The organism is Rhodoferax sp. GW821-FHT02C08 (assembly GCF_059421805.1).
Window position 1 is genome coordinate 102,724 of the sequence record NZ_JBWKVR010000014.1, and the last position, 14,401, is coordinate 117,124.

Here is a 14,401-nt window from a genome sequence, read left to right on the forward strand (position 1 = left end):
GCAATTCTCGGCATTTTCATGGTTTCTGCACGCCTTGCGAGGGCTCTGGAGTGGATGTCATGTCTGTAACCTTCGGCGTTGCACTTGTTACGTCTGCGTCTATTGTCGCATTGCCCATCAGTCTTTCCTCGGCCTCGCGAGTCATGATCGTAATACTGATTCTGCGGTTAATGGGGGCTAACGGGTTTTTTGTATCGATAAGGCTGCTGGCAGCCAGTCCTACGACGCGGGCCATTTTTTCGTCGGGCATGCCAGCCGCCACCAGTTCGCGGCGGGATGCGTTGGCGCGGTCGGCAGAAAGCTCCCAGTTGCTGTAACCGCGTTCGCCGTTGCCATAAGGGGTGCTGTCGGTGTGGCCGGCCAGGCTGATGCGGTTTTCTACGCCATTCAGTGCGGAGCCAATTTCCCGAAGGATTTCTCGCATATAGGGTTTGACCAGGGCGCTGCCGCTGTCGAACATTGGGCGATTCTGTTCGTCCACGATCTGGATCTGTAGGCCGTCAGGTGTGCTTTCCAGGCGAATCTGTGAGCGGTATTCGGATAGTTTGGGGTTGCTGGAAATCAGGGCGTCGATCTTGGCGCGCAACGTGGACATGCGTTTGGCGTCCTGTTTGGCGGCTTCGGCCTTGGCGGCTGTTTCGTCCATCTTCTTTTTCTTCGGGTCGTCGCCTGAGCCGCGTGCAGCTTGTCCTACTGTTTTGGTTAAGTCCGCACCTCCGCCGGGTAGAAGGCTGTTGCTGGCACCGGCGCCGCTACCGCCCTGCATGGCCACCTTGAGGGGGGACGTGAAGTAGTCTGACAACCCTTTTTTGTCGCCCTCCGTGGTGGAGCCCAGCAGCCACATCAGCAGGAAGAACGCCATCATGGCGGTTACAAAGTCGGCGTAAGCAATCTTCCAGGCGCCGCCATGCACAGCGTGGCCGCCTTTTTTGATCTTCTTGACGATGATCGGTTGAAGTTTTTTGCCCTCAGTCGCCATGCCGGTCTTTGCTCAGGTTATTTCTTGCCGCGCACATGGTTTTCCAGCTCGGAAAAGCTGGGTCTGTCAGGGGAGAACAGCACTTTGCGGCCAAATTCGATGGCTGTGGCGGGGTTGTAGCCCTGCATACTGGCCAGCAGCGTGGTTTTCATGCACTGCAATTCTTTGGCGCTGTCTTCGGATTTTTGCTCCAACAGGCCACCCAAGGGCTCTACCACCCCGTAGGCCAGCAGAATCCCCAGAAAGGTTCCGACCAGGGCGGACGCGATCATCCCACCCAACACAGCCGGTGGCTGGCCCACTGAGCCCATGGTGTTCACCACCCCCAGCACGGCGGCCACGATCCCGAAGGCGGGCAGTGCGCCGGCCAGGCGCGCAATGGCTGCGACGGGGGCATGGGCTTCTGCGTGGTGGGTATCGATTTCGCTGTCCATCAGCGACTCGATTTCATGGGCATTCAGATTGCCTGACACCATCATGCGCAGATAGTCCGTCATGAACTCCACGACATGGTGGTCGCTGCCGACCGTCGGATATTTCTTGAAAAGCTCAGATTCGTGGGGGGATTCTACGTCGCCTTCAATGGCCATCAGCCCTTCCTTGCGTGCTTTTTGCAGGATGTCGTAGAGCAGGGACAGCAGCTCCATGTAGCGGGTCTTGGTGTACTTGGACCCTTTGAGTGCCTGGGGCAGCAAGGCGATGGTGGCCTTGAGCACTTTGGGTTGGTTGTTGACTGCGAAGGCGCCCAGTGCGCCACCAAAAATGGTGATCAACTCAAACGGCAGGGCATGCAGGATTACGCTGATATTGCCACCGTGGAAGACGTACACGCCGAAAATGCAACCCATGGAGACGGCGTAGCCGATGAGGACAATCATGTTTGGATGTTGGCAAGCGTTGTGGCGATAGGCTGGGCCGATAGTGCCGGTGCCAGCGGTTTGACCCTGTGTGTAAATGTATCGGATTTAAAGATGTTTGCACGGGGAGAAGGGGCGCAAAACGACGTCAAATCGGCCTTTGCATTCGCTCGGTGCTGGTTATTCTTCCAGGGTACGAATATCCCATAGGCCCTGTGCCCCAGGGCGGCACGACCATGACTCTCGCGACCACCGATACCGCAAGCCTGCCGCGCACGGACGACTCCGTGGCCGAGGGCTTGCTGGCGCAGGCCATGGATGCGCACCGCCGGATGGAGTATGCGCAGGCCGAAGCGGCTTACCGCGCCGTGCTGCAGGATGAGCCTCTCAACCCCGATGCCAACCACAATCTGGGGGTGCTGCTGGCCATACAGCTGCTGCGGCCCCTGGAGGCCCTGCCGTATTTCGAGGCAGCGCTGAATGTAGATGCCTCCAGCACCCAGTTCTGGTTCAGCTATATCGATGGACTGATCCGCTGCCAGTATTTCGATATGGCGCGCCAGGTCTTGCCTTTGGCGCAAGCCCAGGGTCTGTCGCGTGCGATGTTCAATGCGCTGTTTGAGCGCCTGCCTGTGCTGGCAGCAGGCGAAGCCGTGGAGCCGCATGTGGCGTTGGAGCCCACTCCGGCAGAGCAAAAAGCCCTGGTTGTCTACTTCCAGCAGAAAAGCTATGTACAGGGTGAGGCTTATGCCCGGGCCTTGGTGGAGCGCTGCCCGGAAAGCGGTTTTGCCTGGAAGGCGCTGGGAGCCATGCTGCAGCCGCAAGGCAAAAAGGAAGAGGCCCTGGAGGTCAAGAAACGGGCTGTGCAACTGCTGCCGAATGATGCCGAGGGTCTTTGCAACCTGGGCCGCGCGCATTTCGAGTTGGGGCAGATTCCCGAGTCCATCGCCGTGTTTCGCGCCACTGTGGCGGTCAAACCCGATTACGCAGAGGCTTTCAACAACCTGGGCCTGGCCTTCAACGCGAACGGCCAGATCCATGATGCGCATGCCTGCTTTGAGCGGGCAATTGCCTTGCAGCCCGACTTTGCCGAGGCCTATAACAACCTGAGCGGCATTTTCAATGCCCACGGGCAGGTGGACGAGGCCATAGACGCCCTGCAGCACGCGCTGGCCTCCAAGCCCGACCACCGTGTCGCGTTTGACAACCTGCTGTTCGTCGCCAACTACCATCCGGACAAGAGTGCGGAGGCGATCTACGAGATCTATGCGGACTTCGAGAGGCGCTTTGGAGCGCCACACCGCAGTGAGTGGCAAGCCCATAGCAACCCACCGGCCACAGGTCGGCGCTTGAAGGTCGGCTATGTTTCGCCCGACTTCAAGAACCACGCCTGCACCTTCTTCATGGAACCCCTGCTGGCCCACCATGATGCCCGCGTGGTCGATGTCTATGCCTATGCGGAGCTTACCCAGGAGGACGGCGCCACCCAGCGCTACAAGGGCTACGTTGAGCACTGGGTTCCCACGCGTGGCATGAGCGATGCGGCTTTGGCGGCGCGTATTCGTGCGGATGGCATTGACATTCTGGTGGACCTGGCCGGCCACACCGCCGGCAACCGCCTGGGTGTGTTCGCCCGCAAACCGGCCCCGGTATCCATGAGTTGGATGGGCTACGGCTACACCACCGGCCTGAAAGCCATCGACTACTACCTCACCGACGCCACCAGCGCACCGGAGGGCTGCGAACATTTGTTCTCAGAAAAGCCATGGCGCCTGCCCGGTAGCTACACCGCCTACCGCCCGGCCACCACCACCGGCGAACCCAGCCCCCTGCCTGCACTGCAGCGCGGTTATGTGACCCTGGGCACCCTGACCCGGGGCGTGCGCATCAACCACCGCACTATCCGTGTCTGGGCTGCCATACTGCAGCGCTTGCCCACGGCACACATCGTTATTGACAGTAGCTCCTTCAAAGATGCCAGCGTCCAGCAAGCGGCGGTAGATAAATTCACCGCCCATGGCATTGCCACGGAGCGGCTGCATATTGGATTCAACAGCCCGCCCTGGGACGTGCTGCGCGGCATCGACATCGGGCTGGACTGCTTCCCGCACAACTCGGGTACCACCCTGTTTGAAACCCTGTACATGGGCCTGCCGTTTGTCACCCTGGCAGGCCGCCCCAGCGTGGGCCGTATCGGCAGCGCCATCCTGGAAGGCATAGGTCACCCGGAATGGATCGCCCGGACGGAAGACGAGTACGTGGAAAAAGTGGTGGCCCTGGCGGCGGATCTGCCGGCTTTGGCGCACCAGCGCGCCACATTGCGCCAGCAGATGCGGGATAGCCGGCTGATGGACGAGCTGGGCTTTGCCCGCAATGTGGAAGCTGCGTACCAGGCCATGTTCGCCCAATGGGAGGCGGCGCCCAAGACCAGCAAGAAGCAGAGCCGCAAGGCGCTGGGTGCGCATCCCAGCATGGACGATATGAAGCTGCTGACCTCGTTCTTCGAGTCCCGCGACTTCGATGCCGGTATCAAGGCCGCGCAGACCATGGTGCACAACTACCCGCAGCACGGCTTTGGCTGGAAGGCCCTGGGCGCGCTGTTGCAGGCGTCGGGGCGCGCGGTGGAGGCCCTGGATGCCAAACGCCAGGCCGCCAAGCTGCTGCCGCAGGACGCCGAGGCTGCCTGCAATCTGGGCCATTCGCTACAAGATTTGGAGCATTACTCGCAGGCGGAGATTGCGCTGAAGCGTGCTTTGCAGCTCAAACCAGCCTACGCCGAAGCCTTCAACAATCTGGCCATCACCTACCAAAAGATGGGTCGGCTGGAGGAGTCCGAGGCCAACTTTCGTTCCGCGCTGGCGCTGACGCCCGAGCACAAATCGATTTTCGACAACCTGCTATTCACCCTGAACTACCACGCAGGCCATACGGCCGAGCAGGTGTACGAGAGCTATCAGGACTATGAGCGCCGCTTTGGCGCACCGCAGCGCGCCACCTGGCTACCGCACACCAACAACCGCACGCCCGGGCGCCGCCTCAAGGTGGGCTATGTGTCGCCTGATTTCCGTAACCATTCCTGCACCTTCTTCATGGAGCCGCTGCTGGCGCACCATGACCCTGCGCAGGTAGAGGTGTGGGCCTATGCCGACCTGGGCCGTGAAGATGACGTCAGCCAGCGCTACCAGAGCTATGTAGACCACTGGGTGCTGACCCGCCATCTGTCGGACCAGGCCCTGGCCGAGCGCATCCGTGCCGATGGCATCGACATCCTGGTCGATCTGGCTGGCCACACCGTGGGCAACCGCCTGGGCGTGTTTGCCCGCAAACCCGCTCCCATCTCCCTGAGCTGGATGGGCTACGGCTACACCACCGGCCTGCGCGCCATCGACTACTACCTGACCGATGCGGCCAGCGTGCCCGTGGGTAGCGAGCATTTGTTCTCCGAGGAGCCCTGGCGCCTGCCGGGCTGCTACGCCGCCTACCGTCCTGGTACCGGCATGGGCGAGGTGAATGCTCTGCCGGCGCTGGAGCGTGGCTACGTCACCCTGGGCACGCTGACCCGGGGCGTGCGCGTCAACCACCGCACCATCCGCGTCTGGGCGCGCATCCTGCAGCGCCTGCCCACGGCCCATATCGTGATCGACAGCCGCTCGTTTGGCGACGGCCCGGTGCAAGAGGCTGCTGTGCAGAAGTTCATCGCCCACGGCATTGGCCGCGAGCGCCTGCACATCGGCTACAACAGCCCGCCCTGGGACGTGCTGCGCGGCATCGACATCGGACTCGATTGCTTCCCGCACAACTCCGGCACCACGCTGTTTGAAACCCTGTACATGGGCCTGCCCTATGTGACCCTGGCCGACCGGCCCAGCGTGGGCCGCATCGGCAGCGCCATCCTGCAGGGCCTGGGCCGGCCGGAGTGGATCGCCCAGAGCGAAGATGCGTATGTGGACAAGGTGGTGGCCCTTGCCTCCGACCTGCCGGCCCTGGCCCGCTTGCGTGCCACATTGCGTGCGGAGATGCAGGCCAGCCCCCTGATGGACGAGGCCGGCTTCACCCGCCAGGTCGAGCAGGCCTATGCGCAGATGTTCACGCGCTGGCTGGCCGATGTGGCGCCGGGCACGGTAGAGGCCACGCCGCCCGTGGAAGCCATGGACGCACTGGTACGCAGCTTCAATGCGGGCCAATGGGAAGAGGGCGCCCAGGCGGCCCGCGCCCTCGTGGCGCGTTATCCAAGGCATGGCTACAGCTGGAAATTGCTGGGTTCTTTGCTGCAAAAACAGGAGCGACTGGAAGAGGCGCTGCAGGCCAAACGGCGTGCCGTCCAACTGTTGCCGGACGACACCGAGGCCTTGTTCAACCTGGCGCGGACCTACGAGCAGCAAGGGCTGATGGAGCAGGCGGAGCACTACTACCGCCAGGTCATCGCCTTGCAGCCGGACGACGCCGAAGCCCAGCACAACCTGGGCAACACCCTGTGCGGCCAGGGGCGCCGGGTCGAGGCGATACCTTGCTACCGCGAGGCCCTGCGCCTGAAGCCAGACTTCGTTTCCGCCCACCAGATTTTGGGCACCTTGCTGCAGGACGCCGGCAATTTTGTCGAGGCCGAGTCGGTCTGGCGCAGCCTGTTGCGCTGGACACCGGACGACGTGCAGATATCGCTGCACCTGAGCCGCGCGTTGCAGCGCCAGGGCCGGGGCGCCGAGGCCGAGGCCTGCATACGTGGTGCCGTGAAGGTCAAAGAGGGCGACTACGAAAGCTATTTCCACCGTGGCAACTTCCTGGGCGAGCTGGGCTTGCAAACCCAGGCCGAGGCCGATTACCGCAGTGCCCTGGAGATCAAGCCCGATGCAGTGGCGGTGCTGTGCAACCTGGGCGCCAGCCTCAAGGAGCAGCGGCGCCTGACCGAGTCGGAGGAATACCTGGCCAAGGGCATCGCGCTGGACCCGGGCTTCATGCCGACCTGGTCCAACTATGCCGTCACGCTGCTCATGCAGGGGCGTTTGGCGGAATCCATCACCAGCTTTTACCGTGCCCTGGAGCTGTGCGACTACGCCGCCCCGGTGTATTCCAGCATGTTGTTCGCGTTGAACTACGACGCCGACAAGAGTGCCGAGGCCATCTACGAGGTCTATGCGGACTTCGAGCGACGGTATGGTGCACCGCACCGCAGTGAGTGGCCTGCCCACAGCAACCCACCGGCGGCCGGCCGTCGCCTGAAGGTCGGCTACGTCTCGCCCGACTTCAAGAACCACGCCTGTACCTTCTTCATGGAGCCCCTGCTGGCGCACCACGACCCCAGCATGGTGGACGTGTACGCCTACGCCGAACTTACCCAGGAAGACGGTGCCACCCAACGCTACAAGGGCTACGTTGAGCACTGGGTCCCCACGCGTGGCATGAGCGATGCGGCCTTGGCGGCGCGTATCCGCGCCGACGGTATCGACATTCTGGTGGAGTTGGCCGGCCACACCGCCGGCAACCGCCTGGGTGTGTTCGCCCGCAAACCGGCCCCAGTATCCATGAGCTGGATGGGCTACGGCTACACCACCGGCCTGAAGGCCATTGACTACTACCTGACCGACAAGGCCAGCGCGCCAGAGGGCTGCGAACACCTGTTTTCCGAGCAACCCTGGCGCCTGCCCGGCAGCTACACCGCCTACCGTCCTGCCACCACCACCGGTGAGCCCAGCCCCCTGCCAGCGTTGACACGCGGCTACATCACCCTGGGCACCCTGACCCGGGGAGTGCGTATCAACCACCGCACCATCCGTGTCTGGTCCGCCATCTTGCAGCGCTTGCCTACGGCCCATATCGTCATCGACAGCAGCTCCTTTACCGACGCCAGCGTCCAGCAGGCGGCGGTGGACAAATTCACGGCCCACGGCATAGAGCCAGAGCGCCTGCATATCGGCTACCACAGCCCGCCATGGGACGTGCTGCGCGGCATCGACATCGGGCTCGACTGCTTTCCGCACAACTCGGGTACGACGCTGTTCGAGACCCTGTACATGGGATTACCGTTTGTGACCCTGGCGGGCCGCCCCAGCGTGGGCCGCATCGGCAGCGCTATTCTTGAGGGCGTAGGCCACCCGGAATGGATCGCCCGGACGGAAGACGAGTACGTGGACAAAGTAGTGGCCCTGGCGGCAGACCTGCCGGCTTTGGCGCACCAGCGTGCCACGCTACGCCAGCAGATGCGGGATAGCCGGCTGATGGACGAGCTGGGCTTTGCCCGCAACGTGGAGCAGGCCTATGCTCAGATGTTCCAGCGCTGGGAGAGGAGAGACCTATGAAAGCAGTGATATTGGCCGGCGGCCTGGGTACCCGGATTTCCGAGGAAACCCACCTCCGTCCCAAGCCCATGATCGAGATCGGTGGCAAGCCCATCCTCTGGCACATCCTGAAGATGTATTCCGCCCACGGCGTGAACGACTTCGTGATCTGCTGCGGCTACAAGGGCTACATCATCAAGGAGTACTTCGCCAACTATTTTCTGCATATGTCCGATGTGACCTTTGACATGGCGCAGAACCGTATGGAAGTGCACCACAAGCACGCCGAACCCTGGAAGGTGACCCTGGTGGACACCGGCGACGACTCCATGACCGGCGGCCGCCTCAAGCGCGTGGCCGACTACGTAAAAAACGAGCCCGCGTTCTGCTTCACCTATGGCGACGGCGTGTCCGACGTGGACATCAGCGCCAGCATCGCCTTCCACCAGCAGCACGGCAAGTTGGCTACGGTGACTGCCGTACAGCCCCCGGGCCGCTACGGCGCGCTGCGCATGGAGGGCGACGTGGTGCAGGGTTTCACCGAAAAACCGCGCGGCGACGGGGGGCTGATCAACGGCGGCTTCTTCGTGCTCTCGCCCCAGGTGCTGGACCGCATTGCTGGCGACAGCACCAGTTGGGAGGCCGAGCCGCTGGCCGGTCTGGCCGAGGAAGGCCAGTTGCGCGCCTACGAGCACACCGGCTTCTGGCAGCCCATGGACACGCTGCGTGAAAAGAATCTGCTGGAGGAGCTTTGGTCCTCTGGTAAAGCCCCTTGGAAGCGTTGGTAATGGCGGTCTGGCAAGGCACCCCGGTATTCCTCACCGGCCACACCGGCTTCAAAGGCGGCTGGTTGACCCTGGCCTTGCACGCCATGGGCGCCAAGGTCCATGGCTATGCGCTGGACCCGAATACCAGGCCCAGCCTGTTCGAGGTGGCGCGCGTGGCCGATGTCTTGGCCAGCGACACCCGGGCCGACTTGGCTGATCGGGTGGCGCTGCAGGCGGCCCTGGCCGCGGCCCAGCCCACGGTGGTGTTCCACCTGGCGGCCCAGCCCCTGGTGCGCGCCAGCTATGCCGACCCCTTGGGCACTTTTGCTACCAATGCGATGGGCACGGCCCATCTGCTGGAGGCCGTGCGCCAGGTACCCAGCGTGCGCGCCGTGGTGGTGGTGACCACCGACAAGGTCTACGACAACCGCGAATGGGTCTACCCCTACCGCGAAGCCGATGCCCTGGGCGGCCACGACCCCTATAGCGCCAGCAAGGGCGCGGCCGAAATCGTCGTCGCGAGTTACCGTGCCAGCTTTTTCCATGGCGCCGATGCGGCACAGATCGCCACCGCACGCGCCGGCAATGTGATTGGCGGCGGCGACTGGGCCGCGGACCGCCTGGTGCCCGACTGCCTGCAGGCCTTTGCCGCTGGCCAGCCGGTGCAGCTGCGCTACCCCGGCGCGGTGCGCCCCTGGCAGCATGTGCTGGAGCCCTTGTCCGGCTATGTGCGCCTGGCCGAGCATCTGCTGGCGCGTGCGCCGCAGGCCGCCAGCGCCTGGAATTTCGGCCCCGACGCGCGCGGCGACGCCAGTGTGGGCCAGTTGGCCCAACGTCTGGCCAGCCTGTGGGGGCAGGGCGCCCGCGTGGACATGCCCGACGGCGGCAACCATCCCCATGAGGCAGGCCTGCTGCGCCTGGACATTACCCGCGCCCGCGCCCAGCTGGACTGGCAGCCGCGCTGGAGCTTGGACCAGGCGCTGGAGCACACCGTGGCCTGGCACCGCGCCTGGCGCGCCGGTGAAGACATGGCCCAGCTCTGCCGTAGCCAGATGGAGGCCTATGGCCCGCTGTAAGCCGTTTGCTCTGTTATTGATAGCTGCTTGCGCAGGTATTTCCTGCGCCGGAGGCACTTTTTATTCAAAGAAAGTGGCGCAGCCATGAGCCGATTTGAACTGCAGCCCACCCCGCTGGTCGGCCTGTGGGTGGTGCAGCGCCAGCGCCTGGGCGATGCCCGGGGCTTTCTGTCGCGCCTGTTCTGTGCCGACGAGCTGGCCGCGGCCGGCTGGGTCGGCCCCATTGCCCAGATCAACCACACCCAGACGGCCGAGCCCGGCACCGTGCGCGGCATGCACTTCCAGCACCCGCCGCATGCCGAGATGAAGCTGGTCAGCTGCATACGCGGCGCTGTGTGGGACGTGGCGGTGGACCTGCGGCCCGATTCGCCTACCTATCTGCGCTGGCATGCCGAGCCACTGTCGGCCGACAACCAGCGTGCGTTATTGATACCCCCCGGCTTTGCCCATGGTTTCCAGGTAGTCGAGGCCGATGCGGAAATGCTGTACTGCCATTCCCAGGCCTACGCGCCGCAAAGTGAAGCCGGCTTGCACCCGCAGGACCCGCGCCTGGGCATTGCCTGGCCGTTGCCCGTGCGCGGCCTGTCTGCCCGCGATGCCAGCCACCCTGCGCTGGGCGATGATTTTGAAGGAGTCCGTTTGTGAAATGCCGCCACTGTGGGGCCTTGCTGAGCCTGCCTTTTCTGGACCTGGGCAGCGCCCCGCCCAGCAACGCCTACCTGACCGACACCACGCTGAACGCGCCCGAGGTCTGGTACCCGCTGCGGGTGTTGGTTTGCCAGCACTGCTGGCTGGTGCAAACCGAGGACCATGCCGGGCGCGAGGCCTTGTTCACCGCCGACTACGCTTATTTCAGCAGCATCTCCAGCTCCTGGCTGACCCATGCCCAGGCCTATGTGTCCGAGATGCAGCAGCGCTTCGCGCTCAGCGCGCAGAGCCGGGTGGTCGAGGTGGCGTCCAACGACGGCTATCTGCTGCAGTACGTGCAGGCCGCCGGCGTGCCCTGCTACGGCATCGAGCCCACCGCCAGCACGGCGGCCGCCGCCAAGGCCAAGGGCATTGCGGTGGTGGAGCGCTTCTTTGGCGTGGCGCTGGCGCAGGAGCTGGTGGCCCAGGGCCAGCAGGCCGACCTGACCGCCGCCAACAATGTGCTGGCCCACGTGCCCGACATCAACGATTTCGTGGCCGGCTTTGCCGCGCTGCTCAAGCCCCAGGGCGTGGCGACCTTCGAGTTCCCACACGTGCAGCAGATGGTGCAGCAGTGCCAGTTCGACACGGCCTACCACGAGCACTATTCCTATCTGTCGCTCACCGCCGTGCAGCGCATCTTTGCAGCCAACGGCCTGCAGGTGTTCGACGTGCAGGAGCTACCCACCCACGGCGGCAGCCTGCGCGTGTTTGCCCAGCGCTCGGATACTGGCACCCAGCCCGTGGCACCCGCTGTGCAGCAGGTGCTGCTGGGTGAGGAAGCGGCCGGCATGCGCACGCCCGAGTTCTATAGCCAATTTGGCGCGCAGAGCAGGCGCATTGCGCGTGAGCTGCTCTCATTTTTGGTGAGCGGCGCACATGCGGGCCACAGTGTTGCCGCCTACGGTGCGGCTGCCAAGGGCAATACCCTGCTGAACTTTGCCGGCGTGCGCCCGCACCTGCTGCCCTATGTGGTGGACCGGGCTCCCGCCAAGCAGGGCAAGTACATGCCGGGCAGCCGCATTCCCATCGTGGACGAAGCCTATTTGCGCGCCCAGCAGCCGCGCTATGTGCTGATACTGCCGTGGAACCTGCAGGCCGAGGTGATGGAGCAGCTGGCCTACATCCGCGACTGGGGCGGCCGCTTCGTCACCGCCGTGCCGGGGCTGGTCGTGTGGCCGTGAAGGTACTGCTCACCGGCGCCAGCGGCTACCTGGGCCGCTACGTGCTGGCCCAGCTGCGCACCCAGGGCTGCGAGGTGGCCGTGTTGGGGCGCAGCCTGCCAGCCGGGTTTGAAGATGTACCTCTGGTGCACTGCGATCTGCTGGACGGCGCGAACCTGGCCGAGGCCGTGCAGGCCGCCGGCGCCAGCCATTTGATGCACCTGGCCTGGACCACCGAATACGGCAAGTACTGGACATCTCCGCTCAACTTCCGCTGGGCCGACGCCACGCTGCGCCTGCTGCAGGCTTTTGCCGACGCGGGTGGCAAGCATGTGGCAATAGCCGGCAGCTGCGCCGAATACGACTGGGCCGCAGGCTATCTGCGCGAAGACGTGTCGCCTTACGCCCCTGCCACCTTGTACGGCGTGGCCAAGGATGCCACCCGGCGCATGGCCGCTGCCCTGTGCGCGGGCCGGGGCGTGTCCATGGCTTGGGGCCATATCTTTTTTCCGTTCGGGCCGGGCGAGGCGCCTCAGCGCATGCTGCCTTCGCTGGTGCGGGTGTTCCGGGGTGAAGCACCACCGTTTGGTGTGAACGTGGCGGCCTACCGGGGCATGCTGCCGGTGCCGGATGCGGCGGCAGCCTTGGCCACGGTCTTGCTGCAGGGCTGCAACGGCAACTTCAATATCTGCTCCGGCGAGCCCAGCCGCATTGGCGACGTGGTGACCATCCTGGCACGCCTGTGCGGCGCCGACCCAGCCCCCGTGCTGGCCCTGGCCACGGCCCGCCCGGGAGACCCGCCCATGCTGGTGGGCGACAGCACCCGCCTGCGCGCCACCGGCTGGCGGCCCCAACTGACGCTGGAGCAAGGCCTGGCTGCCATGGTGGTGCCTGTGCCTACAACGACCAAGGTGACGCCATGACCGACAAAAACCATCTCACCGGCATGTTCTGGGGCGCCGCCAACAAGCCCGAGTTTCTGCGCGGCATCCAGCACAGCGTGAATAATCTGGACGTGCAGGTGGGCATCTACACCGGTGACAACCTGTTCACCTTCAACCGCAACCTGAGCTTTCTGGACGATGAGGCCTTCATGCGCTCCGTCGAGAAGAACGTCCATGAAGACGTGGAGCGGGCCATCCTGTGGCGCACCTCCATCCTGCTGTGGGGCGTGCGCAACGGCTTGAAGCTGGAGGGCGACTTCGTGGAGGGTGGTTGTTACAAAGGTACCAGCGTGCGCGTGGTCTGCGACACGGTGAACTTCGCCCGCTGTGACAAGCGCTACTACCTGTACGACCTGTTTGAACATGCCCCGGGCATGGCCCACCACGCCATGCCCGACCACGGCAACCAGCTCTACCAGGCGGTGGTAGACCGGTTTGCCGACATGCCCAACGTAGTGGTCACCCAGGGCGCAGTGCCCGAGGTGCTGCACAAGGTGGCGCCCGAGAAAATTGCCTTCATGCACCTGGACATGAACAACGCGGCGGCCGAGGTGGGTGCGCTGGAAGTTCTGTTCGACCGCATGGTGCCCGGCGCCCTGCTGGTGCTGGACGACTACGGCTGGGCCGTCTACCGCGACCAGAAGCTGGCCGAAGACGCCTGGCTGGCCCAGCGCGGCTACCAGGTGATGGAGCTGCCCACCGGCCAGGGCCTGGTCATCAAACGCTAATTACATACGCCCATTCAAGACTACTAGGAGCACGACATGACCCCAGAACAACAATTTGCCGCCGAACGCCAGGAGCGCCTGGCCGCCTATGCCCAGGACACGGCCTTCAAAGACCTGTCGCGCCAATGGCTGCAGGCATCCATGGACAAGAAGTATGTCTACAACTTCGACTGGCTGGGCCGCCCCATCATCCAGTACCCGCAGGACATGGTGGGCATCCAGGAGCTGGTGTGGCAGGTGCGCCCGGACCTGATCATCGAGACCGGCATCGCCCACGGCGGCTCGCTGGTGCTGAGCGCCTCCCTGCTGGCCATGCTGGACATGTGCGATGCCATCGAGAGCGGCAGCACCATCGACCCGCGCAAGTCTGCGCGCAAGGTGATTGGTATCGACATCGACATCCGCCCGCACAACCGTGCCGCCATCGAGGCCCACCCCATGGCCAGCCGCATCCAGATGGTGCAGGGCTCGTCCGTCGCTCCCGACGTGGTGGCCCAGGTGCATGCCGCGGCCCAGGGTTACAAGAAAGTGCTGGTGTTTCTGGATTCCATGCACACCCATGACCACGTGCTGGGTGAGCTGGACGCCTATGCGCCCCTGGTCACGCCGGGCAGCTACTGCGTGGTGTTCGACACCTTTGTCGAAGACATGCCGCCCAACTTCTTCCTGAACCGCCCCTGGGATGTGGGTAACAACCCCAAGACCGCCAGCCGCCAGTGGCTGAAAAGCCACCCCGAATTCGCCGTGGATAGCGCGTCCGAGTCGCGCCTGATGGTCACCGTGGCCCCTGAAGGCTTCCTGAAGCGTATCGCTTGAGGTTTTGTTGATGCTTCTGTTTTGATAGCTGCTGGCGTAGGTATTACCTGCGTCAACAGCATATTTCCCTATATATCTGCATGGAGAGGTCTTGGCGCTGCATGTGCCAGGG

The 14,401-nt window shown here is 64.0% G+C and carries 10 protein-coding genes; 8 read left to right on the forward strand and 2 right to left on the reverse strand.

What is annotated here, in order from left to right:
* Positions 1–16: 16 nt before the first annotated feature.
* Together motB and motA are read right to left on the reverse strand one after the other, a co-directional pair.
* Positions 17–979, reverse strand: a complete 963-nt coding sequence (gene motB, locus AC07VY_RS17440) for a flagellar motor protein MotB (protein ID WP_495098489.1) — start codon at positions 977–979, stop codon at positions 17–19.
* A gap of 17 nt (positions 980–996) precedes the next feature.
* A complete protein-coding gene (motA, locus tag AC07VY_RS17445; RefSeq protein ID WP_495098488.1) occupies positions 997–1,857 on the reverse strand; it encodes a flagellar motor stator protein MotA in 861 nt (286 codons plus the stop codon).
* Positions 1,858–2,072: 215 nt separating this feature from the next.
* Between motA and AC07VY_RS17450 the strand changes: the two genes are divergently transcribed.
* From AC07VY_RS17450 to AC07VY_RS17485, 8 genes are all read left to right on the forward strand, one after another.
* The gene (locus AC07VY_RS17450; protein ID WP_495098487.1) at positions 2,073–8,129 is read left to right on the forward strand and encodes a tetratricopeptide repeat protein; all 6,057 of its coding nucleotides are present in this window, start codon (positions 2,073–2,075) and stop codon (positions 8,127–8,129) included.
* Positions 8,126–8,896, forward strand: coding sequence for a glucose-1-phosphate cytidylyltransferase (gene rfbF / locus AC07VY_RS17455; RefSeq protein ID WP_495098486.1), 771 nt, complete (start codon positions 8,126–8,128; stop codon positions 8,894–8,896). The genes AC07VY_RS17450 and rfbF overlap by 4 nt, the downstream gene beginning before the upstream one ends.
* A complete protein-coding gene (gene rfbG / locus AC07VY_RS17460) occupies positions 8,896–9,951 on the forward strand; it encodes a CDP-glucose 4,6-dehydratase (protein WP_495098485.1) in 1,056 nt (351 codons plus the stop codon). Before rfbF ends, rfbG begins: the two co-directional genes overlap by 1 nt.
* An 84-nt stretch (positions 9,952–10,035) precedes the next feature.
* On the forward strand, positions 10,036–10,596 hold the full coding sequence (locus tag AC07VY_RS17465; protein ID WP_495098484.1) for a dTDP-4-dehydrorhamnose 3,5-epimerase family protein: 561 nt from the start codon (positions 10,036–10,038) through the stop codon (positions 10,594–10,596).
* Positions 10,593–11,822, forward strand: coding sequence for a methyltransferase domain-containing protein (locus AC07VY_RS17470; protein ID WP_495098483.1), 1,230 nt, complete (start codon positions 10,593–10,595; stop codon positions 11,820–11,822). Before AC07VY_RS17465 ends, AC07VY_RS17470 begins: the two co-directional genes overlap by 4 nt.
* Positions 11,819–12,724, forward strand: a complete 906-nt coding sequence (locus AC07VY_RS17475; protein ID WP_495111341.1) for an NAD-dependent epimerase/dehydratase family protein — start codon at positions 11,819–11,821, stop codon at positions 12,722–12,724. The genes AC07VY_RS17470 and AC07VY_RS17475 overlap by 4 nt, the downstream gene beginning before the upstream one ends.
* Positions 12,721–13,473, forward strand: coding sequence for a class I SAM-dependent methyltransferase (locus AC07VY_RS17480; RefSeq protein WP_495098481.1), 753 nt, complete (start codon positions 12,721–12,723; stop codon positions 13,471–13,473). Before AC07VY_RS17475 ends, AC07VY_RS17480 begins: the two co-directional genes overlap by 4 nt.
* A gap of 36 nt (positions 13,474–13,509) precedes the next feature.
* Positions 13,510–14,289 (forward strand): cephalosporin hydroxylase family protein, encoded by a 780-nt coding sequence (locus AC07VY_RS17485; RefSeq protein WP_495098480.1) that lies wholly within the window; start codon positions 13,510–13,512, stop codon positions 14,287–14,289.
* Positions 14,290–14,401: the final 112 nt, after the last annotated feature.